This window comes from Streptomyces sp. NBC_00569 (genome assembly GCF_036345255.1).
In the GTDB taxonomy this organism is placed as follows: domain Bacteria; phylum Actinomycetota; class Actinomycetes; order Streptomycetales; family Streptomycetaceae; genus Streptomyces.
Map to the genome: position 1 here is coordinate 8,512,482 of NZ_CP107783.1, position 21,428 is coordinate 8,533,909.

Genomic DNA, 21,428 nt, shown 5'->3' on the forward strand with positions numbered 1-21,428 from the left:
CCCGCCACGACGGGGGAACGTGGCCGGGCCCGGACTCCAGTGTGTCAGCGCTCGTCCTTGGGTGCGCCCGGAGCAGGCTTCTCCTCCACGGGGTGCGTGGAGCGAGGCCCGCCGCGACGGGGGGGCGCGGCGGGGCCTGGATCAGCGGCGGTTCAGCCGATGCTCCACTGGCCAGTCTGGTCCGAGAAGCCCGAGTCCATCGCGAACTGCACCTGAGTGACCTTCGACTTAGTGGGCGCTTCGAACACGATCCAGCCGAGAGCCTTGCCGCCAGGCGTCAGCTTGACGCTGGACGACATGGACGGACCAGCCGTGATGTCTCCGAACGTGGACTGGAACTGCTGCCCGTCGGCGTCGGCGACCTGAGCCCCGTTGGAGGGGCTGTCGTTGTACGCCTTGGTGCCGGTGTTGACGAGCTTGAACTGCACGCCGATCCACCGCTTGCCGGACTCCGGAGTCATGAAGTCGTCGCTGCTCTTGGCGGGGTCGACGACCTTGACGACGGTGACGTCGAGCTGGCTGCCGTCTTCCATGCCCTTGAGGGTGATGGTGTCGCCGGTCTTGGCGTCCTTCTTTGCGGCTTCCTTCGTCGGCTTCTTGGCGGGCTTGTCGTCCGGCTTGGTGTCGCTCTTCTTGTTCGGAGTGGTGTTGACCTCGGAGCCGCTGCTGCATGCGGCTGTGAGGGGCAGGAGGCCCGCGAGGAGCAGGGCTGCAACGGTCTTGGCGGCGCGGTTCATTGGAGAGGGTGCCCTTTCTGTGAGCGACATGTGTGTGACATGTGAAGGAGGTGGATGGTTGTACGTCGCCGCTACTTTTTCCTCGGTGTGCCAGAGACCGGCTGCTCCTACACCGGGTAGTAGCCGCCGCGGCCGGGATGCCTGGCAGCGATCGGCCGCCCCGGGTCTCATGGGTTGGTCAGCGGCCCCTTCACCCGCGCCAGCGTCCACCGCTGGTCCACCCACCCGTGAGCAAGCGGACCGCGCTCCAGTTCCCGCTCCAGCCTGGCGATCTGCGCGGGGCCGAGTCTCGGGCGGCCGGGCGAGCCCTTCGACAGGACACCAGCCTCGCCGCGTTCACGCCAGGCCCGACGCCACCGCTCCACCGACCGCTTGCTCACCCGCAAAATGACCGCGATCTCCCGGCTTTTCTCCCCGCGCCCGAAGCGTTCCACGGCCTCCAGCCGGATCCGCTCCCGCATAGCCCTCCCGGCGTCGGTCAGCCCGCCGCCCTGCGCGTATCTCACGCCACAGGGCTACCGCAGCCAACCAACCACCCGCAGGCGAACCGACCCGACATCACCCGATCAAGTTCAGTAGCAACGACCGGAACTGCGTTGGCGACCGGACCTCATCAATGCCCCCGTCTGCGCTCTGGGGCGCCGCTCCTGCCCTCGGCCCGCTCCCCCCGGCTGCGCCGATGCGCGCCCACATATGGATAGGGCCGTAGGCCCCGTCGATCACCACGCGAAACGGCCACAGGCTAGGACATGCCTCCGGCGGGGGCGCGACGACCTCATACCGGTCCTGGGGATTGGCTCGGAGCAGGTCCTGCAACCGTGAGGTGAGCACGTCGGCAGGCCGGGGCCGCAGTTTCGGGTTGGGTCGGTGGCCTCCGGCTCTTTATCGACCGCTCGGTGGCGGCGCCGAAGCCGTCGATCCGGTAATCCGGCTCCGAGGGCTCGTACGTGCTGGCCATGTCAGGCTCCGGCAGACTGGGGGGAGGCCAGTAGCCGGTGGTTGGGGCGGGTTGCGCTGGTGGTGCACGCCCCGAATGGGCCGTCAGGTGTGCGGAGTTGAAGCAGCGTGGGATCGAGGTGATCGCGGTGCCAGGTCGATGGGCCGGTGAGGCCGGCCTCGACGTCGGTGAGCTGCTGCCAGGCCAGCCACAGGGCGTGCAACCGTGCCACCGCTTCGGGGTGATCCTGCCACCGTTGGCACCACGGGCGGCTGGTGGTGACCTCCCGCCCGTACACCGGCAGCAGCAGGTCGTCCAGCCACTTGGTGAGCGCGGCGAGTTCCTCGGTGTACGCCGTGCCGTCGAGCGCCAGGATGAAGATGGTGGTCGGCGCCTCCTCCGAGGCGGCCAGCACGGCCTCCGCTGTAGCGGAGGCCGGGGTCTGGGCGTCATCGGACTCGGCCTCACCCTCGGTGCCGTCGTTGATGGACGGCTCCTCGTCGGTGAGGCGGGCGAGCGTTTCGTTCTGCTTGCGGGTCACCGTGACCAGCTGCGTAACGGTGGAGACAAGGTCGTCCAGGTCGTGATCCGGTATGCGTACCGGCGCGGTGCTGTCTCGTGCGGGCTCGGACATCTCGACACCTCCGAAGAATTCGTGGGGTGTCGAGAGTCCGGAGATTCAGCGGTTTGGCCCCGCCGGAGATCTCGTGTACACGGCGCAGGATGCCTGTTGGAACGACACCGTTGCAGAGCGCGGTCGGTTGGGCGGGCCTGCCCAGGCCTGGGGTGCCGGTTACCCATCCTTCGTCGGGGCACTGTATCTACTCCGCAAACCGCGGGCTCAGGCGGCCGGCGTCGACGGTGGGATGGGGCGAGCAGGGAGCCCGGGGTACGAGTGAGCGATCACTACGGAGATTCTCGAACTCGTGGGCCATGGCGTACATCCGTCCCCTTCCAAGCCGACCCGGCTGGCCTGATCGTTTATGACGGACGCCGATGGGTGCGACGGCCGGTGATGGCGGGCCGGGGGACTGTGGTGGACGTTGCCGACAGCGTGGTGTCCGCGAGGCGGCTGCGGGCACGTGCGGCATTGCTTCGGGCGCTCGGCGATGGGGCGCCAGGTGGGCCGAGCGATGGTCGCGGTTCCCGCTCAGCTCCGCGCGCTGTGCGAAGGCGACGGCGGACGTCGTCCAATGGACCGAGGGCGTGCAGGGCGTAGCTGATGAGCTGCCCAGGGGCGAGCGCGTCGCGGTCGGCCAAGGCGGCGACCTGCCGGGCCGTCAGCGTGGCGCTGCGGATGAGGGAGGCTTGGACGACCTGTTCGCCGAAGTGTTCGGCTGCTCCACCGAGCAGTGGGTCACAGATCCGCCGTACGCGCTCGGGGTCGAGAACCCCGTCGGCCAGCGCACCGCGTCGCTGTGTCTCCCACAGCACGGTCAACTGGTCGATCGGTTCACCGCGATGGTGCAGTGCTCCGAGCGCGCGGTAGATCTGTTGATGACCGGGGTCGGCGAAGTCGTCGGGGTGGAGCCAGCGCACCAGGTCGAGAAGCTGCTCGGGTCGGGACGCGAGGCAACCGAGGAGGAACTCCTCATCAGCGAGTCCCTGGTCGCTGACGGGTTGGGGAGGGGTGGCTTGTTGCGCGTACGCGGCGGGCGGCTGCGCGGGCCGGGCCTCGGTTCCCCAAGCACGGGCAAGGTCGGTCAGCACATCGGAGAGCACCTGGGCGTGGTGCAGCGTCTCCTCCACCGTCCCGTTCCGGTCGTCGGCGAACGCGGCCTGGTGCAGGCGTGTGGCGTGTTGGGCGACGCTGCGGTGGATAGCGCCCTCCAGGACCATCCGTCCGTACACCGGGACGTGGTCGGGGCGCGGGCACGCCGAGATCAGGAGGTGCGGGTACGACGGGGTGAGCCCGCGGGTGTGAGTGCTCGCCTCCTGCAAGGTGTCGGTGATCCAGGCAAGTGGTACGGACCCACCCTCCGGCGCGGTCGTCGCTGGGTGTTCGGCGACCCGGAGCTTGAGCATCGCGGCGTAGAGCGCGGAGTGCGCGGGACGGGAGAAGTGCTCCGGGTGGAGCCAGCTACCAAGCCGGTCGAGCTGGCCGGGATTCAGGAATAGTGCGCCCAAGACGGCCTGCTCGGCGTGAACGAGCGGGGTCACGGCTGCGCCTTGCGTGCGGCCTGGTGCTGGGCGCGAATCTCAGCAACGGCAAGGTCGGCGGCGGTCAAGGCGGTGGCAAATCGCTGCAGTTCGCCGGTGAACGCCGGGTCCGATGCGAGCAGGGAGCCGCTCTGGGACACGAGCCACCAATGGCCGCCCCGCTTCACGACGGGGGCGCCGGCGAGACGTTCGGAGCGGCGAACGGAGGCCCAGGACGGTGTGGGGTGGGACATTGGGAGTGAGTACCTCACGAGGAAGGGGCGAAGGCCCCGGGATGTACTGGCGTTCGGGGAAGTGCGCCGTCGCGTCTCGCCCTGCGGGGGTGCGTCTTCGGCGGGTTCACGTGGCGTGACCGATGCCGTCGCGGCGCAGGGTCTTGGCCAGCGCGCGCTCGGTGATGGCCGCGGTTTCCCTGGCGGAGGCGGCGCCGAGCTGATCGGCGTTGGGTTCGCGGTACCAGGGCTTGAGGCTGAGGAGGGCGGGGCGGATGCCTGTGGCGAGCAGGAGCGCGGAACCCTTGGGCAGGGCGCGGATCGCATCGGCGGGCAGCACGCGTTCCTGGCGCATGGAAACTGAAGTGGACTTGCCCGACTCGCTGGTGGACACCGAGACGGTACGAACGTCGTGGTCGCCCACCAGGCGGGAGAGCTTGTCCGCGAAGTCGGCGTCGTCGATACCGGAGCCGACGAGCTTGATCGTCGCGGCCGACCAGAGCGCGTCCATGCCGGGCTCGCCCCACACTCGGACGCCCTGGCGGTAGGACTGCAGAATCGTGATCGGGATGACGCCCCGGCTGCCGAGGTGGGAGTACAGGTCCGGCAGGTCCGCGATCTTGCATACGTTGGCGGCCTCGTCGAGGATCGCGAGCAGCGGGGCATCGAGCCGACCACCGTCGCGCTCTGCCTGCATAACGGCCGAGCGCATCACGGCGTCGGCAGCGGCGGCGATGATCGCCGAAGCCGAGCCGCCGCCATCCTTCGACAGCAGGAACAATGTGTCCTTGCTGGTGGCGAACGCCTCGGGCTTGAACTCCCGGATCTTGTCCATCCCGCTGGGTGGGGTGACCCAGGCGGCGATGACCGGGTTGAGTAGGCAACTGGCGTACTGCCGGGCGGTTTCGAAGATTCCGTCACGGGTTTCGACGGCTCCGGCCACGGTGCCGTGGAGTTGGGCGGCGACCGCGTCGAGCCCGGCGTCCTGGAGCAGGTCGATGGGGGCGCGGTCGGCTGGGGAGGCGAGCCAGGCTAGGACGTCGGTGATCGGCCGTCGGCCGCGGGCGGCAGCGAGGAACAGCGCGGTGAGGGTATTCGCGGCGGCAGTCGACCAAAAGTCGCCCGCGCTCGATTCGTCCACGGAGGCGGTCACGAAGTGCCCGGCCAAGCGGCGGGCCCCGGCAAGATCGTGGGCGTCGGCGAGGATGTCCCACCACATCATCTGGGGGGCGTGGGCGATCTGTTGAGGATCGAGCGTCCACAGCGTGCCAGCCTCGGCGCGGGCCGCGAGCGTGGCGGTGTAGGCGTCGCGCGCCGCTTTGTTGGAGGTCAGCAGTACAGGGCCCGGCGCGCGGAGGATCGCTGGTATCGCCAATCCGGAGGTCTTCCCCGAGCGGGGCGCCATGATTGCGAGGAGGACGTCCTCCCAGGATGAGCGAACCTCCCGCGCGCCAGGGGTGAGCGTGCCGAGCAGGACCCCGCGGTCGTCGGGCGAAACGGCCTTGAGCTTGGTTCCCTTGAGGCTCGGACGGAGCTCGACCGCCTTCGCCAAGTTCTTCTTGGGCATCAGGTCGGCCAGGTCCCGCTGGTCGGCCAGCCCCTTGAGGTTGCCGCGCAGCCGGAGCCACACCTTCACCCCGAGCAGCGTGGCGGCCAGGAGGATGAGCGCAGGGAGGACGTAGCACCCGCTGATCACGGCAGGGTGGGCGAGATGCGGCCAGACCTCACCGGGGTGCAGCAGCGATTCTGTTGGTCGGAAGGAGGCCCGCGGATCGGAGCCGACAGCCGCGTTGAGGAGGTTGCCGAACAGCCAGGCGAGAGTCCCGCCGCCCATACCGAGCGCGGCGACCGCGATCAGGAGGTAGAGGAGGACGTCGGTGCCGGTGGTGGTCGAGGGCGTGCTGGTGCGTGCAGGAGACAAGGCGCGGTCCCGTTACGTGCTGAGTGGCGGGCGATGGGGTGGGACCAGCGGCTTCTTCTGGTGATCACGAGGGGGCTCCAAGAGGCTGTGGCGCGAAGGAAGAAGGGGGCGGCAGTCGGTGCAGTCCCGGCTGGCGAGCCAGCGCGTATCCAGCCCGCCGGTCAGCCGGGCGGCCGGAGGGTACGAGCTGGGGTGTGCGGGGTGCCCGCACTGCTCGGTGCCGCCCCGTCGGGGTGTGGCGCAGCCCTCGCAGGGTGATTGCCGAGGACGACCGACGCTCGTCTGCGACGGCGGCGGCCACGCCGAGGCGACGTCCGGCTCGAGCTGCAGATTCATCGTGAGTTCTTGTTGGCGCGGATCGGCTAGCGGGTGCGGCTCGGCTCCGGGGCAGCTGGGGTGGGGTGGTACTCGACGGAAACAGCGGGCCGTCGTGGCGGCGATACACCCGTACAGGCCGGGGAGAGGGCAGTGGCGGCCTGGGCTCGGCGCTGTTGCATGGTCGATACAGGGTCTGGCCACCCGCTGTCGCGCACGTAGGAAAAGGCGTCGAAGGCGAGGTCGGTACGGACCTGCAGGGTCTCGACGTACTGGAGGTCGCCCTCGCCAGGGAGCGGGACGCCCTCGTTGGTGCGGGTCTCAGTGCCCATGGCCCGCAGGATGCCTTCGGGGTCGCGAACCTGGTCGTGCACGATGATCCGGTCGGCACGGATGTCGGCGTCGAGGGGGCGGGCCGAGGCGACCGCCGCCTCCTGGATGCCGGAGACCGGCATGATGGGAGGTTTCTCCGGCAGGTCAGTGGGACCTCGGCTCGGGCTCAGCCGGGTGTAGGGCTGAAGGTCGTACGCGGCGTCGGAGGTGACGCTGTACTGCGCGGCCCGCATGGATTGCACGGCTTGTGCTCCGCGCCGCAACGGTTCGCGGGTCGGATCGGTGAGGCTGTACAAATCGCTGCCGGGGAGCCGCTCGAAACCGACGAGGCGAAGGATGTGCTCGGCGACGTGGTTGTCGTGCGATGTCGCTGCCACGACGCCGTAGCGGCCGTGATGGCCGACGGTGATGTGCGGATGTGTTTCCGCCACGAAGATGCACCTCGCAGAAGTCGGGGCCGTGCGGAGGACGAGAATGCGGCCCGAAGCCGGGTTTGGTGCGGCCTGGAATCTGAGCTATTGAGCGCGAGCGCGGCGGCCGGGCAGCGCGGAAGAACCGATCGGCCGGTGGGCCAGAGGCGTCTCGATCGCCGCAGCGGTGTGGGCAGGCCATGTGGCCACGTGTGGTGACCAGGCGCGGGCTGCCTCGACCCGAGCCGAGGGGTATCCACCGGAGGCCGGCCGCGTCGGCGAGGGAGATAGGGCCTTCTTGGTCCGAGCCATGTCGACGCGCGCGCATCGGCGTTCTCTGCCTGCGTCAGGGAGTAATGCCAGCCACAGGCGTTGCTCAGGACGACGACGTTCGCGAGGGCCGCTGCACTGACCTGCTAGAGCCCGGGGCGGGCCCTGGGCCCAGTCCTCATCACCGGGGGTCGCCCGCCGACCTTCGACACGGAGGCAAATTAGCAGCGCAACGCGGTCGAGCGATGCATCAACGGACGCCCTGCGTACCGACAAACTCTCCATTGCCTACCAGGCTGCAGCCCACCCCGCAGTCATCCTCATTTGAGCAAGGCGCTGACGGCTGAAGGACGCTCTTGCTAGTGCGCCCGGATATCGTGCACCAGGGCGAGTAAGAAGTCATTTCGTTTGGTGTGATCTTGCGGGATGCTGATGGGGTGACGACGAAGCTTATTGAGCGGTTGGTGCCGGACGTCTTGTGGGAGTTGTTCCAGCGGGTGGTTCCTCCGGCGCCGACGCGCCCCAGGGTGGCGGCCGGCGCCGGCAGGGGGACCGTGAAGTGCTGGCGGCCATCGTCTTCGTGGCCTCGTCAGGATGTACGTGGAACCAGCTCCCACCTGGTTTCGGGCCGTCAGGTGTGACCGCATTCCGGCGTTTTACCGAGTGGTCTCAGGCCAGAGTGTGGGCCAGGCTCCACCGCCTGGTGCTCGATGAATTCGGTGCCCAGGGCGAGCTGGAATGGTCGCGCTGCGCGATCGATTCGATGAGTGTCCGAGCGCTCAAAGGGGGCAGGTGACGGGACCGAATCCGACCGACCGAGGTAAGAAGGGGCCCAAAATCCACCGCATAGTTGACCGCAACGGTCTTCCGATCTCGCTCGGAATCTCCGCGGCCAACACCCATGACAGTCAGGGCTTTCAGCCCCTCGTCCGTGGGATTCCGCCGATCAGGTCCCGCCGCGGACCTCGTCGCCGCAGGCCGGACAAGCTCCATGGCGACAAGGGCTGCGACTACCCTCATCTGCGGCGATGGCGCCGCTCACGCGGCATCACGCCCCGCATCGCCCGTCGAGGCATCGAAAACTCCGAACGCCTCGGACGGCACCGCCCGGTCGTGGAACGGTCCGTTGCCTGGCTTGCTGGCTGCCCGAGACTTCACCGTCGCTACGAACGCAAGCCCGAACAATTCCTTGCCTTCGTCGCCATCGCCGCAACACTCATCTGCCACCGCAGACTCCCCAAATGAAATGAATTCTGAGGTGGCTGGGCCGTTATGCACCTGTCGTCGAGCCAGGGCGGACGATCATCAGGACCACCACGATCAGCCAGGCGAGGGCGAACAAGCCGGTGATCATCGACAGGCGAGGCAGCCGGGCGATCAGGGGCTCCACGGAGGTCGACACCTGTTCGGGCTTGTCGAGCTGGGTGACCACGCTGTCCTGGATGCCGAGTACCGCGATGCCCAGCAGGACGGCGGCGACAACTGTCAGTGCTATGGAGGCGATGAGCCAGGCGCTGCCCATCACACCCATCACCTCGGCGGTGCCGACACCGAAGACCGGGACGGCGATTCCGACCACCGAGTAGACGCGGCAGATCCGGTGCAGCAGCTCGACCGAGCCGCTGGCCGACTGCTGCTCGGGTCCGTCGGCCAGTGCCTGGCGCGCGTAACGCGGGAACAGGCTCGCCGCAATGGTGACCGGTCCGATGAGCAGGATCGCCGCCAGCACGTGGATGCTGAGCAGGAATTTGGCCATGGCGGTGTCTCCCCTTTTCGCGCACACGCTGACGCGGGGGTCAGGTGCACAGTTTCAGTCAGGCTTAAACTGGGTCGACGATAGCATTCCTGTTTCAAGAGCCCAGAACTGCCGACTGTCGGCATCCGGCCTGGAAGGTGGGACAGGTGACGAGCAACCCGGCCGAGCGCCTACCCCCAGGGCGCCCCGCGCTGCTGCTGCTCACCCTGGGGCGGATCGTGCGGGAGGAGGTCGAGCGCGCCCTTGAGGCCCAGGGGCTGTCGCTGCGCCTTCTGAGCGCTTTGGGTCATCTTTCGCGTGAGCCCGGGCTCTCCTACAGCGCGTTGGGGCGCAGGGCTGGAGTCACCGCGCAGAGCATGCAGGCCACTGTTCGCCAACTCGAACAAGCTGGCGCCGTCCGCCGCGTGACTCCAGCAGGACGTGGCCGCACCGCCGAACTGCGCGTTACTGACACAGGCCGCCAGTTGCTGCGCGAACTGGACCATGCCCTCGGCTCGGTCGAGACCCCACTGCTCGATGGGCTGACGGCCGAGGAGCAGGCCAGCCTCGGCGCGCTGCTGCACCGCCTCCTGGCCAAGAATCTCCGGGCTGACGCGCCCGGCAGCTCCTGACTCCCGGTCGCGGAGCGGCTCGCCGAAGGGTGCGGCGTCCTTGCGGGCAGTTCCCACACGGCCGGCTCCACCGCGTCCACCGCCGAACCCTTCGGCGCCCGCCGATACCGCGGCGGGCGGTCCGAGGCCGGCGCCCGCAGCATGGTGATCCTGGAGGTCCTCAGCTGACGAGCCACCGCCCGAGCCGGCAGCCCTCTCATCGGATGTATCCGACGGATCTCAGCCCAGTCCTCCACGTGGATCACCCTTTCTTCCTCTCTTCCTCCCGACTCCAGAAACGGTGAAGTCAGGAGGATCAAGAGATCGCAGAGTGGCTCACTTTTCATCCGCCGTCCGTGGCCCTTCGGTTCACCCGTCTTCAAGACCTGGACGGTCCGTAGTGGGCCGATCGAAGGTCGACAACGCCACCCCGATTTTGCATGTATGACCCGCACGAGCCCCGGAGCCGGGGAATGCGCCGAGGCTCGGGTCTGTGGGGGCGGCTCTCCGCGCGGGGCCAACTGGTCGTCGGTCGCGGCCGGTAGCCAGGCTGTCGGTCCCACCGGTCGTGGGGCCGGGTCGAAGAATCATGAGGACGGTCACGATGTCCATAACAGGTTGAACGCGCCAGCCGTCCCGGCCAGCCGACCTGGCGATGCGAGGCTGGACTCCTCCAGCGCCTTCGTCTGAAGCGCCACGGTCGCGAAGAGGGTCACGGCAGCCAAGGCCGTGAGACCGATCGAGGCGATCAGCCACAGGGAGTCCAGGACATGCATGCGTGAGGCGGTGGCCATACCCAAGGTGGGTACGGCGAGGCGCATCAGGGCGTAAACGCTGCAGATGCGATGCAGGATCCGTAGTTCCCTTCCAGCCGCTGTGGCTTCAGCTTTCATGCGGCGCAGGCGGCGGTTCGGAGACCGTTCAGCGTGTGGCGAGGAGTTCCAGCGTGTCGATCACGCGGTTGGAGAAGCCCCACTCATTGTCGTACCAGGCGACTACCTTGACGTGGCGGCCGTCGACGCGGGTGAGGGCGGCGTCGAAGATCGACGAGGCAGGGTTGCCGATGATGTCGGACGAGACGAGCGGGTCGTCGGAGTACTCGAGGATGCCGAGGAGCGGGCCCTGCGTGGCGGCGCGGTACGCAGCCAGCACATCGTCGCGGGTCACGTCGCGGGCGACGGTGGTGTTGAGTTCGACGATCGAGCCGACCGGCACCGGCACACGAATCGAGTCGCCGGACAGCTTGCCGTCGAGGCTGGGCAGCACGAGGCCGATCGCCTTGGCGGCGCCCGTCGTGGTCGGCACGATGTTGACAGCGGCGGCGCGGGCGCGGCGGGCGTCGCGGTGCGGACCGTCCTGCAGGTTCTGCTCCTGGGTGTAGGCGTGCACCGTGGTCATGAAGCCGTGCTCGATGCCGGCGAGCTCGTCGAGCACCGTGGCAAGCGGTGCAAGCGCGTTGGTCGTGCATGAGGCGTTCGAGACGATTGTGTGCGCGACCGGGTCGTATGCCTCCGTGTTGACTCCGTAGGCGAGCGTGACGTCGGCACCGTCCGACGGCGCACTCACGAGCACCTTCCTCGCGCCCGCGTCGAGGTGAGCGCGGGCGGCCTTGACGGAGGTGAAGCGGCCGGTTGCCTCGAGCACGATGTCTACGCCCAGCTCGGCCCACGGCAGCTGTGAGGGTTCGCGCTCGGCGAGCACTGTGATGCGACGGCCGTCGACGACGAGGGCATCCCCGTCAACGGTCACCGGACGGCCGAGCCGTCCGGCCGTCGTGTCGTAGGCGAGGAGCCGGGCGAGGGTGACGGGCTCGGCGAGGTCGTTGACGGCGACGACTTCGAGGTCGCTGTCGCGTTCGAGTAGTGCGCGCAGCGCGTTGCGCCCGATGCGGCCGAATCCGTTGATGGCGATGCGAGTCATGCGTTGTGTTCCTTCGGTTCGTTACCAGTGCTTGTTGAGAGGCGCTGCGCTTCTTTTCGGCACAGCTGCGCTCATGGCCCGGAACGTGAATTCGCGGGAGGTGCCGGTGTTGATGAGAGGGGCTGCTCAGCGATCAACACCGGCTGCTCGGTGGGACGTTGTTCGGCTAGAAGACCTTCAGGCCTCGCAATGGCCTGTTCGCCTACCGCTTATGCTTCGGCGGATTTTCGGGGACTGTGAACCTTGTGGCGGACGAACAGCGCGGCAGGTACGGCCATGACGATCAGTACGACTCCGCCGATGACGTTGCCCACGTGCACGGCGTCGGTGAACGCCCTCGGTACCGCCGTTCCCACCACGCGGGCAAGGGAAGCGGGGAGGTCCGCTCCGCCACCCCCGTGTGACACACCCTCCACGATCTTGTCCGCCTGCGGCGAGGGGATGTTCGCCTCGACGAGGCGGTCGTGCAGGTTGCGGGGGAAGCGGCTGGTGACGATCGTTCCGAGCACACTGGGGCCGAGAACCGTGCCCAGCTGGCGAGCCATGTTGACCGCTGCCGCCGCCATGCCCTCCTGCTGTGGCGGGACGCTGTTGACCGCGGCGGCCGTCGAAGGTGCCGTCAGCAGGCCCGCGCCGACGCCCGCGATGAGCAGCCCCGGCCACATCGCCCCGTAGCCTCCCGAGGCGTCGGTCGCGAGCAGTGCGAGGGACCCGGCTCCGATGAGGACGAGACCTGCGGTGATCAAGGAGGTCAGGCCGACCCGGCGTACCAGCACCCGGGCGGCCACCACGGTGACCAGGAGGAACGGTCCGAACAGCGGCAGCAGGCGCACCCCGACGTCGAGAGGGCTGGTCTGTCCCACGCGTTCCATGTAGAGCACGCTGAGCAGGGCGACACCGACCAGTCCGAAAACGCTGACAGCAGCCACGCCCATCACGGCCGAGAAGGAAGCGCTCCGAAAGAGCCTCAGGTCCAACATGGGGTCGGGGTTGCGGAGTTCCACGCGTACGAACAGGAACAGGGATAGGGCGAAGACCACGTACATGGTGATGATCGGTGCCTCGGTGTAGCCCGTGGAGCCACCTTGGATGATCGCGTAGGTGGCCGAGGCCGTCATCACAGTGCCGAGGACGAGGCCCGCGAGGTCGGGCTTGCGCGTGGGGTGCTTGGACTCGGCCACGAAGGCCGGGGCCAGGAGGAGGGCCACGCCGGCGATGACGATGTTGGCGATGTAGACGGAGTGCCAGGAGAAGTGTTCGAGCAGGGCTCCGGCGAGGATCGGGCCGACGGCGAGGCCGACTCCGGAGCATGCGGCCCAGATGCCGATCGCGGAGGTGCGCTCGTGCGGGGCGGTGAACGTGGCGCTGACGATCGCCAGGCTCGTCGGCAGTACGGCTGCCCCGCCGAGGCCCGCGGTCGCCTGTGCGGCGATGAGCATGCCGGCGCTGTCGGCGAAGACAGCGACCACGCTGCCGGCCAGGAAGACGGCGGCACCCAGGCTGAACACTCGCCGGCGCCCCACGAGGTCGCCGAAGGTACCTGCGGACATCACGAAGCTCACGACAGCGAGGCTGTAGGCGCTGGTGATCCACACCAGGGTGCTCGCGGTGACGTGCAGGTCGGTCTGTATGTCGCCCAGGGCCGAGATGGTGGAGGTGACGTCGACGAAGGCCATCATGACGCCGAGGCAGACCACCAGGAGGCCGAGCCAGCGGGACCGCCCGCTGCCGGGGCCCGCGGCGCGGGAGGTCTGAGCGGGAACGGACGCCGTCATCGGACCGCCACCGCCCTCTTCGGAGACACGCCCAGTGACACCACGCCCGCGACGGCCATGAGGGCCATCGCGACCAGCCACGCGTGCCGGTAAGTGTCCAAGGAGGAGCCACCGGAGGCGGTGCCGAGCATGACGACCAGGATGCTGATGCCGACGACCGAGCCGATCTGCGTCGACATGGTCACGATGGCGCTGCCGGTGGCGGCCTCCTCGGGGCGCAATCCGACCGTCGCGGACGAGACGACGGTCGGTAGCGCCAGGCCGGCGCCGAACCCGAAGAGCAGCCAGCACGGGAGGACTCCGGAAAGGTAGTTCGGGTCGTCGTGCAGCAGGAAGACGAAGAGCAGGATGCCGACGGAGGCGATCGCGCTGCCGACCGCCGCGACGACACCGGCCGGGATCCGGAACCGGCGCTGGAGGGTCTCACTGATGGTGGCGGCGACCGCGAAGCCGATCGGGCCGGGAAGGCTGGCGCATCCGGTCTTGATGGCGGAGTAGTGCCAGTGGTTCTGCATCCAGAGGATCGACGACAGCAGGAGGCTGGCGAACGAGGCCAGTTGCAGCATGCCGGCGAGGTTCGCCGAGGCGAAGATCCGGTCACGGAAGAGCGAAAGGTCGACCACGGGCACCCGGTGCCGTGACGAGCGGAACAGGAACGCCACCAATCCGACCACTGCCACGGCCAGGGACGTGATGACGCGGGTGTCCGACCAGCCCCAGTCGGGCGCCTTCACCACGCCGAGAGCCAGGGCGCCGACCATGACGATCAGCAGGACGCCGCCGAGCAGGTCGGGGATGCGGGCGTTCTGTTCGTGCCGGGCGTTGGTGATGAGCCGGGCGGCCAGTGCGATGGCGAGCAGTCCGACGGGAATGTTCACCAGGAACAGCCACCGCCAGGAGGCCTGGACCAGCAGCCCGCCGAAGATCGGTCCGCACACCCCGGACAGCGAGCCTGCGGTGAACCAGATCTTGACGTACCGCTCCACCTTGTCGGCGGGCGCGCTCGTCAACACCAGGCCGAGGCTGGCGGGGGTCAGCAGGGCGGCACCCACCGCCTGGATGGCGCGGAAGACGACCAGCACCCAAACGTCGCCGGACAGCGCCGCGCCGAGGCTCGCCGCTACGAAGACGGCCATGCCGAGCAGGAAGCCGTTCTTGCGTCCGAAGCGGTCGGCGAGCCGCCCGGCAGGGACGAGAAGGGCGGCGAAGACGATCGCGTAGCCATTGAGCACCCAGCTCAGGTCCGACAAGGAGGTCGAACCCAGTCCCTGACCGATGTTCGGCAGACCGACATTGGTGATCCACACGTCGAGTTGGCCGAGGAAACTCGCCATGGCCATCACGGCGAGGATGAGGACAGGCCGTGTTTTTGGTGTCTCCCCGCCTTTCGTCTGCGCTCGCGCAGGGGCCATCTGATCTTGCCAAGACATACGTCTTTTATCCGTTCCGTGGGCTTCGAGGGTGCCGTGAGCAACTGGCAGCAAAGTTCTGGACTGATTCGCCAAGAACTCTACGAAGTTCTGGAACGACGTGTCAAGAATGCTCGTGCGGCCTGTAAAGTGGCCCCATGGGACGCCCACCAGGATTCGACAGGACCAAGGTCATGCAGGCCGTCGAGCGACAGTTCCGCCGAAGCGGATACGCCGGCACGAGCGTTGACGACATCGCCAAGGCCGGCGGGCTGGGCCGCGGCAGCCTCTACGCCGCCTTCGGCGACAAGAGCACCCTGTACCGGCAGACGCTGTCGGCCTACTGCGAGCGCAACGAGGCCGCCTGGGCGGCGGTACTCGAAGGTCCCGACGAGACCGCGCTGGAGCGGCTGCGGGCATATCTCTTGAAGTCGGCACGGGTCGTCCATGACGACCCCGACGGGCTCGGCTGCATGGTGACCGGCTTCGTCGTCGAGGGAGTCGACCACGATCCGCAGGCCCGCGCACGCGTCCGGCAGGCTCTCGCGAGAATCGAGGGCTCACTCACCGAGTGCGTTCAGGCCGGACAGCGCCATGGCGACCTCGATCCGGAGGCGGATGCCCCCGAAATCAGCCAGATGCTCATGGCCGTTAACCGGGGCATGGAAGTAATGGCCAGGGCCGGGCTCGACGCGGTCGCGCTGGAACGCGTCGCCGGTCACGCGTTCGAGGGACTCCCGCTCACGGCGCGAGCCCGGTCCCAGCAGGTGTCCCAGGCGGCCACCGCGGATGCTTCCTGAGCGCTCACGCGCAGGTCAGGAGACGTTCGGATCGCGCTCCGCCCTGGCCGGAGTCCCCCTCCTGCGCTACGTGTGATCCTGACGTGCCATCTCTGACGCCGCTACCCGTGACGGGGTGTCACCGGCGCACCTGGGTCCCGGTGCGTGAGTATCCAACGTCGTGTGACCTCCTCGGAGGGGCACGTCGGTCGGCTGGCGGTAGTTGCGCGGTTAGGTCTGCGCCGGCTCCGTCTTGTGGCGGAACAGGGTCCGGTATTCCTGGGGGGAGGTGCCGAGGTGCCGGTGGAAGGCGGCCCGCAGCGAAGCGGGAGCACCGAAGCCGGTGAGGCGGCCGACCTGCTCGACGGGCACGGTGCTCGCCTCCAGCAGTTCGCGTGCTCGGTCGATACGCGCGTCGGTCAGCCAGGCCATCGGTGTAGTGCCGGTTTCCTCGCGGAAACGGCGGATCAAGGTCCGCCGGGACATATGGGCGTGTTCTGCGAGGTCGTCGACAGTGAAGGTGGCTGCGAGGTTGTCGAGCATCCACTCGCGCAGGGGAGCGAGCTCGTCTCCGCTGGCTTCGGGGCGGAACTGTTCGATGAACTGCGCCTGGCCGCCCCGTCGCCGTGGCGGTGCGACGAGGTCTCGTGCGTGTGTGTTCGCTGCTGCGGCGCCCAGGTCGGTGCGGATCAGGTGCAGACACAGATCGATCCCTGCCGTCACGCCGGCGGATGTGAGGATGTCGCCGTCGTCGACGTAGAGCTGGTTGGGCAGGACATCGACGTGCGGGTAGCGCCGTCGCAGTTGCTCGGCATGCCGCCAGTGCGTGGTCGCGGGGCGCCCGTCGAGCAGTCCGGCCGCGGCAAGGGCGAAGACCCCGGTGCAGATGGAGACGAGCCGGGCGCCCCGGGCGTGAGCCGCCCGCAGCGCCGCCAGCATTCCCGGTGAGTGGGTCGTGTCGATGTCGTCGTAACCCGGGATGATCACGGTGTCGGCGTCCTCCAGTGCCTCGAGGCCGGCTGCGACAGCGATCGTGAAGCCGGACACGGGCACGGGTCCGGGCCCGTTGTCGGCGCATACGGTCAGCTCGTAGTGCGGGTCCGTCGAGAAGATCTGCGTCGCAGCGCCGAATTCGAGCGCGAGCACACCGGGCAGCACGAGCACGGCGACATGGTGTCTGTTCGTCATGGTGGCACGACAGTAGCGCTGGTTGGCATCAGTGCCACTTTTCGCGCGAGATCCGCTCTCGTAGCGTCGAGTCATGACCGACATTCCTGCCCCCTCGAACAGGCTGCACGACGGCGTATTCGCTCTCCCTTCCGGGCCGCTGGTCGAGGCGAGCCTCGCCGCCGCCCGCGCCGCGATGCATCCGTCCGTGCTGAACCACTGCATCCGCGGCTTCCACTGGTCGCGCCTGTTCGCCGCCCATAAGGGGGTTCTGAACGACGCGGACTACAACGAGGAACTCCTCTTCGCCGCCAACGTGATGCACGACCTGGGAACCGGGCCGGACGCACCGGGCTTGCTCCGGTTCGAGATCGAGAGCGCCGATCTCGCCGCCGCTGTGCTGACCGGTGTCGGCGCCCCGGCCGGGGATGTGGACAAGGTCTGGGAGGCCATCGCTCTGCACACCACTCCGCAGATCCCCGAACGAATGGGGCTGCTGACCTACCTGACCTACGAAGGCATCTCGATCGACTTCGGCAAGAACGCCGACCTCGTGGCCGAGGAGCAGAGTCAGATCCATGCCGCGTATCCGCGGCTTCAGATGGTCCACCACCTGGCCGAGGAAATCCTTGCCCACGGTGCCCGCTCCGAGTCAGCCGCGCCTCCCTACGCGCTCGCCTTCCACCTTGCGCAGGAGCGGGCAGCTGACGGCGTCACCACCATGGAGCGGGGCGTGGTCGGCGGGCCGTGGGGGGAGTAGCCAGGAGCTTTCAGCGGCGGTGCCAGGTGCCCATTCCCTATCTGAAACGTTCCTGGCTTCCCGAGAGAGCCGGGGAGTCAACCATGAGAAGCGGAGTCAAGCAGTGTCGGATTTTGCGGAGTTCACGTTTCGAGCGCAGCCGGATTACGACGAAGCGGTGGCTCGGGAGATCGTCACCGGTTCGATTCCCGTCAGGACGATCATCATGTACTGCTTCGACCCTCGGGCGGCCGGGGCTGCTCAGGCGGTGGCCGATCACTTCGGCGACGAGGTCTACCCCGGCGAACTTCTCCTCGACGCGACCGGCAAGAAGATGGGCTCCACAGCGACGGTGTTCCCCTGATCGTCGGGGGTGGGCGCGCGGCGGATGCTCTTCGCTCGATCACGGTCTCCCAGCACCTCTTCGGTGTCGAACGAGTTGTCGTCGTACACCACTCCTTCTGTGGCGCCACCTCCTTCACGGCGGAGGGAATCACCTCTGCGTGGAAGAACGAGCAGCACACCGACATCTCGTCGTTGTACGACTGTGACGGCATCGCCATCACCGACTTCGAAAAGTTGCTCAACTACGACGTGAGCCTGATCCGCAACAGCCCGGGCACCCCGAAGCACGTGGAGATCTACGGCCTTTTCTACGTCATCGATTCCGGGGGGCTGACCGAGATCGTCCGCGACGTTCCCGCCGAGGTTGCGCAATAGTCCGTACGCAAGCACAGCGGACGGGGTAAATCTCGTGGACGTCCGCCTTACCCGCGCTCGGCTTCACTTCTCAGGGCGTGGCGGCCGGTACGTTGGCCAAGACCACGCAGACGGCCAAGGCGAAGTGCCCGGCAGCGGCCAGGCACTTCGCCGCCGCTGTGCCCGGGTCGGACTGCCACTGTGCTTCGTGGAGCAGTCCGGACAGCCGACCGAATCGGTTGCCTCGCCAAGGATCTGATCCACGGTGAACTCGCCTGTGCTCGCCCGTTCCTGTACCCACTTGACGGCCTGTGCCGGATCGTCCAGCAGCTCGGTGAGGAAGTCGGCACCGACATCTGCCAGCGCGCCGTCCGCCTGGGCCAAGATCCCTTCCGCCTCGGTTATGGCGCATCGCGCGGCGTCCTGAGCACGCGCCGCGTCCCCCCAGTACCGGCAGAGGCCGCCAAGCAGCCCGAGGTTCACGGGGACATCAGTCTGTGTGGGCGGGGGCCTCGGCGACCGCCCGGTACACCTCCCCGGCGGCTTGTGCGCAGTCGCCGATCAGTTCGGTGAGAGTGGCGAGCAGCCAGGCGTGCCGACGACGGCGTGCGAGCGGCTCCGCGCAGTTCGGCGCGGCCACCCCGTCCATGCCTCGTTCGGGCAGCGGATCCATGGTCAGTACCTCGTCGATGCCGAGTGCGGCACAGCGCCATGGCGACCTCGATCCCGAGGCGGACGCGCAGGGGATCAGTCACCTGCTCATGGCGGTCAAGCGGGGCATGGAAGCGCTGGCCTGGGCCGGGTCCGACACGGCCGCGCCGGAACGCGTCGCCGATCAAGCGTTCGCCGGGCTCCCGCTCACGGCACAGGCCTGGTCCCCGCAGGCGCCCCGCCCGGGTCCGGTCGTCTCTGGCGCTTCCTGAGCGCCGCTTGCCCGAGGGCACTCCGCGGTGCGGTCAGCGTTCCGCGGCGAATGACTCGATGTAGGCCAGGGCTCCGTACAGCGCATCACGCAGGGGTGTGGACTCGCCGGCCGCCTGGTCCAGCAGCGCTCCGCCCTGGAACGCGGCGGCGAGCAGATGGGCGAGCGCGGCCGGGTCGGCCTCCGGCCGCAGTTCGCCGCGCTCGCGCATCTTGCCCAGGCCGCGCTTGAACAGCTCATGCCACCGCTCGAAGCCGTCGGCCACCACGTCCTGGTGGGAGGACTCGGTCTTGACGACCTCAGCGGCCAAAGAGCCGAACGTGCAGCCGCCGCGCAACATGTCCTGCGAGGCGATGTAGGAGTCGGCCCACCGATGCAGGGCGGCGAAGCTGTCCAGCTCGCCCAGCTCGGGCGCCTGGTGGCGGACGACGATGCTGTCGGCCTGCCAGGCCAGCACCGCGCGCACCAGGGACTCCTTGGTGGGGAAGTGGCGCGTCAGCTGCGAGCCGCTGACCCCGGCGGCTTCGCGGATCTGCTCGTTGCTGGTGTTCTGCGCGCCATGTTCGTAGATCAGCTCCGCCGCCGCCCGGACGATGCGTTCGCGTGTGGCCAGGCCCTTGGCGGTCAGCTTCTGGCCCGGCGCTTCGCTGGTGGTGGTCATGGTGACCACCTTAGCGAAAAAAAGGGCTTGACAACCCATTCTGTGAGGTGTTCTCTGGAGGCAGGCAGAAAAAGGGTTGCCAAGCCCATTCCTTCGAAGGCGGGCAGGATGTCCACACAGACTTCACCGCAGGCGGTCTCGACGACACCACGCACCGGCCCGGCTCCGGCCGTCGCCGAGGCGGGTCACTCGCGCCGCTGGAGCATCATGGCGGTGCTGGGTGCCGTCGCCTTCATGGCGCAGCTCGACTTCTTCGTCGTCAACGTCGCCCTCGACGGAATCGGGCAGTCCTTCCCCGGCACGAACGTCGCGAACGTGTCGTGGGTGCTGTCGGCCTACGCGATCGTCTTCGCCGCCGTGCTCGTGCCCGCGGGCCGGATCGCAGACCACCGGGGACGCAAGAAGATGCTGCTGTCCGGAGTGGCACTCTTCACCCTCACCTCAGCCGTCGCGGCCGCCGCACCCAGTCTCGGCGTGCTGGTCGCGGCCCGGGCTGTCCAGGCCGTCGGCGCGGCGATGATCGTGCCGACCTCGCTCGGCCTGCTCTACCCGAGCTTCCCCAAGCGCCAGCACACCCTGGTCGTCGGCCTGTGGGCGGGCGTGGGCGCGATCGCGGCCTCGGCCGGCCCGCCCGTCGGCGGTCTGCTCGTCACCCTCGACTGGCGCTGGATCTTCCTGATCAACGTCCCCGTCGGCATCGCCACCCTCCTCGCCGGCGCGCTGCTCCTGCCCGAGGTGCGCCAGCCCAAGGGCGCCGCCGTGCCGGACCCGGCGTCCACCCTCGCACTGCTGCTGGCCGTGAGCCTGCTGGTGCTCGCCACCGTCCAGGGACCGGCGTGGGGCTGGACGGACATCCGCACCGTGGCCCTGTTCGGCGCAGCCGCCCTGGCCGCCGCCTCGACCATCGAGCGCACCCTGCGCGCCAAGGCACCGGTGATCGAGAAGCAGCTCTTCGTCGGCAGGCAGTTCACCGCCGCCACCGTGGCCCTGTTCCTGTTCTCCGCCGGCTTCGCCATCGTCCTGCTCAGCACCGCCCTGTTCATGCAGGAGGTCTGGCACTTCAGCCCACTGCGCGCAGGCGTCTCCATTGCACCGGCCCCCCTGGCCTCGATCGCCTTCGCCATGAACGCCGGCCCCATCCAGACCCGCTTCGGACGCACCGCCCCCGCCGTCACCGGCACGCTGGCCATGGCACTGGCCGCCGGCTACTGGCTCGCGACCGTGCACACCACCCCCGACTACTGGGGCGCCATGTTCCCGGGCCTGATTCTGGTCGGCCTAGCCGGCGGGCTCGCCTGGGCACCGCTGTTCGCCGCCGCAGGCACCCTCGCACCCGAACGCGCCACCACCGGCAGCGCCGTACTCAACATGAGCCGACAGATCGGCAGCGCCGTCGGCGTGGCCGTGCTCGTCGCCCTCACGCCTCACGCCACGCTCATCGGATTCGACCACGCCTGGTCGGTCCAGGCCGGAGCCGGCTTGGCCGCCGGTATCGCCCTGCTCGCCCTCCACTCCCGCCGCATGCCCTGACAGCACGGCCTCCCAACCGCTCGAGAGCGAACGCTATTGCCCATGGAGCGCCTCCCCGAGCGCCTCCTCTCGGCCTTACGCGGCCGGGGTTCACCGAGTTGGGTCACTATGCAGTCGGCGCACAACTGCATGCGGCCATCGGAGTGAAAGAGGGCTTGGTGCAGGCCGGAGAGCCGGGGCGCCCGA

At 68.5% G+C, this 21,428-nt stretch carries 21 protein-coding genes and 2 pseudogenes; 8 read left to right on the plus strand and 15 right to left on the minus strand.

Going from position 1 to position 21,428, the window contains the following annotated elements; all coding sequences use genetic code 11:
• Positions 1-152: 152 nt before the first annotated feature.
• From OHO83_RS38345 to OHO83_RS38375, 7 genes and pseudogenes are all read right to left on the minus strand, one after another.
• A complete protein-coding gene (locus OHO83_RS38345; RefSeq protein ID WP_330280511.1) occupies positions 153-737 on the minus strand; it encodes a DUF4352 domain-containing protein in 585 nt (194 codons plus the stop codon).
• A 188-nt stretch (positions 738-925) separates the two neighbouring features.
• Positions 926-1,243, minus strand: a pseudogene (locus OHO83_RS38350) (helix-turn-helix domain-containing protein); the annotation flags it as partial.
• Positions 1,244-1,696: 453 nt separating this feature from the next.
• Positions 1,697-2,308, minus strand: a complete 612-nt coding sequence (locus OHO83_RS38355) for a DUF4913 domain-containing protein (protein ID WP_330280513.1) — start codon at positions 2,306-2,308, stop codon at positions 1,697-1,699.
• Between the two features lie 347 nt (positions 2,309-2,655).
• Positions 2,656-3,834 (minus strand): DnaB-like helicase N-terminal domain-containing protein, encoded by a 1,179-nt coding sequence (locus OHO83_RS38360; protein WP_330280514.1) that lies wholly within the window; start codon positions 3,832-3,834, stop codon positions 2,656-2,658.
• Complete coding sequence (locus OHO83_RS38365) at positions 3,831-4,067, minus strand: hypothetical protein (protein WP_330280515.1); 237 nt, start codon at positions 4,065-4,067, stop codon at positions 3,831-3,833. Before OHO83_RS38365 ends, OHO83_RS38360 begins: the two co-directional genes overlap by 4 nt.
• A gap of 106 nt (positions 4,068-4,173) precedes the next feature.
• Positions 4,174-5,967 (minus strand): type IV secretory system conjugative DNA transfer family protein, encoded by a 1,794-nt coding sequence (locus OHO83_RS38370; protein WP_330280516.1) that lies wholly within the window; start codon positions 5,965-5,967, stop codon positions 4,174-4,176.
• Positions 5,968-6,329: 362 nt separating this feature from the next.
• Positions 6,330-7,046, minus strand: coding sequence for a hypothetical protein (locus OHO83_RS38375; protein WP_330280517.1), 717 nt, complete (start codon positions 7,044-7,046; stop codon positions 6,330-6,332).
• A 686-nt stretch (positions 7,047-7,732) separates the two neighbouring features.
• On the opposite strand from OHO83_RS38375, the pseudogene OHO83_RS38380 reads away from it, so the two are divergent.
• Positions 7,733-8,540: pseudogene (locus OHO83_RS38380) on the plus strand (IS5 family transposase).
• A 25-nt stretch (positions 8,541-8,565) separates the two neighbouring features.
• Here OHO83_RS38380 and OHO83_RS38385 read toward each other — a convergent pair.
• A complete protein-coding gene (locus OHO83_RS38385) occupies positions 8,566-9,051 on the minus strand; it encodes a DUF2269 family protein (protein ID WP_330280518.1) in 486 nt (161 codons plus the stop codon).
• Positions 9,052-9,197: 146 nt separating this feature from the next.
• Here OHO83_RS38385 and OHO83_RS38390 point away from each other — a divergent pair, with 146 nt between their 5' ends.
• Positions 9,198-9,662, plus strand: coding sequence for a MarR family winged helix-turn-helix transcriptional regulator (locus OHO83_RS38390; RefSeq protein ID WP_330280519.1), 465 nt, complete (start codon positions 9,198-9,200; stop codon positions 9,660-9,662).
• A gap of 578 nt (positions 9,663-10,240) precedes the next feature.
• Here the strand turns inward: OHO83_RS38390 and OHO83_RS38395 are convergent.
• The 4 genes from OHO83_RS38395 to OHO83_RS38410 form a co-directional block, all read right to left on the minus strand.
• On the minus strand, positions 10,241-10,534 hold the full coding sequence (locus OHO83_RS38395; RefSeq protein ID WP_330280520.1) for a hypothetical protein: 294 nt from the start codon (positions 10,532-10,534) through the stop codon (positions 10,241-10,243).
• Positions 10,535-10,562: 28 nt separating this feature from the next.
• Positions 10,563-11,561 (minus strand): type I glyceraldehyde-3-phosphate dehydrogenase, encoded by a 999-nt coding sequence (gene gap / locus OHO83_RS38400; protein ID WP_330280521.1) that lies wholly within the window; start codon positions 11,559-11,561, stop codon positions 10,563-10,565.
• Between the two features lie 209 nt (positions 11,562-11,770).
• A complete protein-coding gene (locus OHO83_RS38405) occupies positions 11,771-13,336 on the minus strand; it encodes an MFS transporter (protein WP_330280522.1) in 1,566 nt (521 codons plus the stop codon).
• Entirely contained in the window at positions 13,333-14,676 is a 1,344-nt protein-coding gene (locus tag OHO83_RS38410) for an MFS transporter (protein ID WP_330280523.1), read from the minus strand. Before OHO83_RS38410 ends, OHO83_RS38405 begins: the two co-directional genes overlap by 4 nt.
• A 227-nt stretch (positions 14,677-14,903) precedes the next feature.
• On the opposite strand from OHO83_RS38410, the gene OHO83_RS38415 reads away from it, so the two are divergent.
• Positions 14,904-15,545: a TetR/AcrR family transcriptional regulator gene (locus OHO83_RS38415; protein WP_330280524.1), complete on the plus strand. Its 642-nt coding sequence runs from the start codon at positions 14,904-14,906 to the stop codon at positions 15,543-15,545.
• Between the two features lie 210 nt (positions 15,546-15,755).
• Here the strand turns inward: OHO83_RS38415 and OHO83_RS38420 are convergent, their stop codons facing one another.
• Positions 15,756-16,712, minus strand: a complete 957-nt coding sequence (locus OHO83_RS38420; protein ID WP_330280525.1) for a GlxA family transcriptional regulator — start codon at positions 16,710-16,712, stop codon at positions 15,756-15,758.
• Positions 16,713-16,785: 73 nt separating this feature from the next.
• Between OHO83_RS38420 and OHO83_RS38425 the strand changes: the two genes are divergently transcribed.
• From OHO83_RS38425 to OHO83_RS38435, 3 genes are all read left to right on the plus strand, one after another.
• Positions 16,786-17,451 (plus strand): hypothetical protein, encoded by a 666-nt coding sequence (locus OHO83_RS38425; RefSeq protein ID WP_330280526.1) that lies wholly within the window; start codon positions 16,786-16,788, stop codon positions 17,449-17,451.
• A gap of 157 nt (positions 17,452-17,608) precedes the next feature.
• Complete coding sequence (locus OHO83_RS38430; RefSeq protein WP_330280527.1) at positions 17,609-17,794, plus strand: hypothetical protein; 186 nt, start codon at positions 17,609-17,611, stop codon at positions 17,792-17,794.
• A gap of 173 nt (positions 17,795-17,967) precedes the next feature.
• Positions 17,968-18,150, plus strand: coding sequence for a hypothetical protein (locus OHO83_RS38435; protein WP_330280528.1), 183 nt, complete (start codon positions 17,968-17,970; stop codon positions 18,148-18,150).
• Between the two features lie 469 nt (positions 18,151-18,619).
• On the opposite strand, the gene OHO83_RS38440 is transcribed toward OHO83_RS38435, so the two are convergent.
• On the minus strand, positions 18,620-18,802 hold the full coding sequence (locus tag OHO83_RS38440; protein ID WP_330280529.1) for a hypothetical protein: 183 nt from the start codon (positions 18,800-18,802) through the stop codon (positions 18,620-18,622).
• Here OHO83_RS38440 and OHO83_RS38445 point away from each other — a divergent pair.
• Positions 18,801-19,052 (plus strand): hypothetical protein, encoded by a 252-nt coding sequence (locus tag OHO83_RS38445; RefSeq protein WP_330280530.1) that lies wholly within the window; start codon positions 18,801-18,803, stop codon positions 19,050-19,052. The genes OHO83_RS38440 and OHO83_RS38445 overlap by 2 nt on opposite strands.
• A gap of 33 nt (positions 19,053-19,085) precedes the next feature.
• Here OHO83_RS38445 and OHO83_RS38450 read toward each other — a convergent pair whose 3' ends face one another.
• Positions 19,086-19,712, minus strand: a complete 627-nt coding sequence (locus OHO83_RS38450) for a TetR/AcrR family transcriptional regulator (RefSeq protein WP_330280531.1) — start codon at positions 19,710-19,712, stop codon at positions 19,086-19,088.
• A 108-nt stretch (positions 19,713-19,820) separates the two neighbouring features.
• On the opposite strand from OHO83_RS38450, the gene OHO83_RS38455 reads away from it, so the two are divergent.
• Positions 19,821-21,242, plus strand: coding sequence for an MFS transporter (locus tag OHO83_RS38455; protein ID WP_330280532.1), 1,422 nt, complete (start codon positions 19,821-19,823; stop codon positions 21,240-21,242).
• Positions 21,243-21,428: the final 186 nt, after the last annotated feature.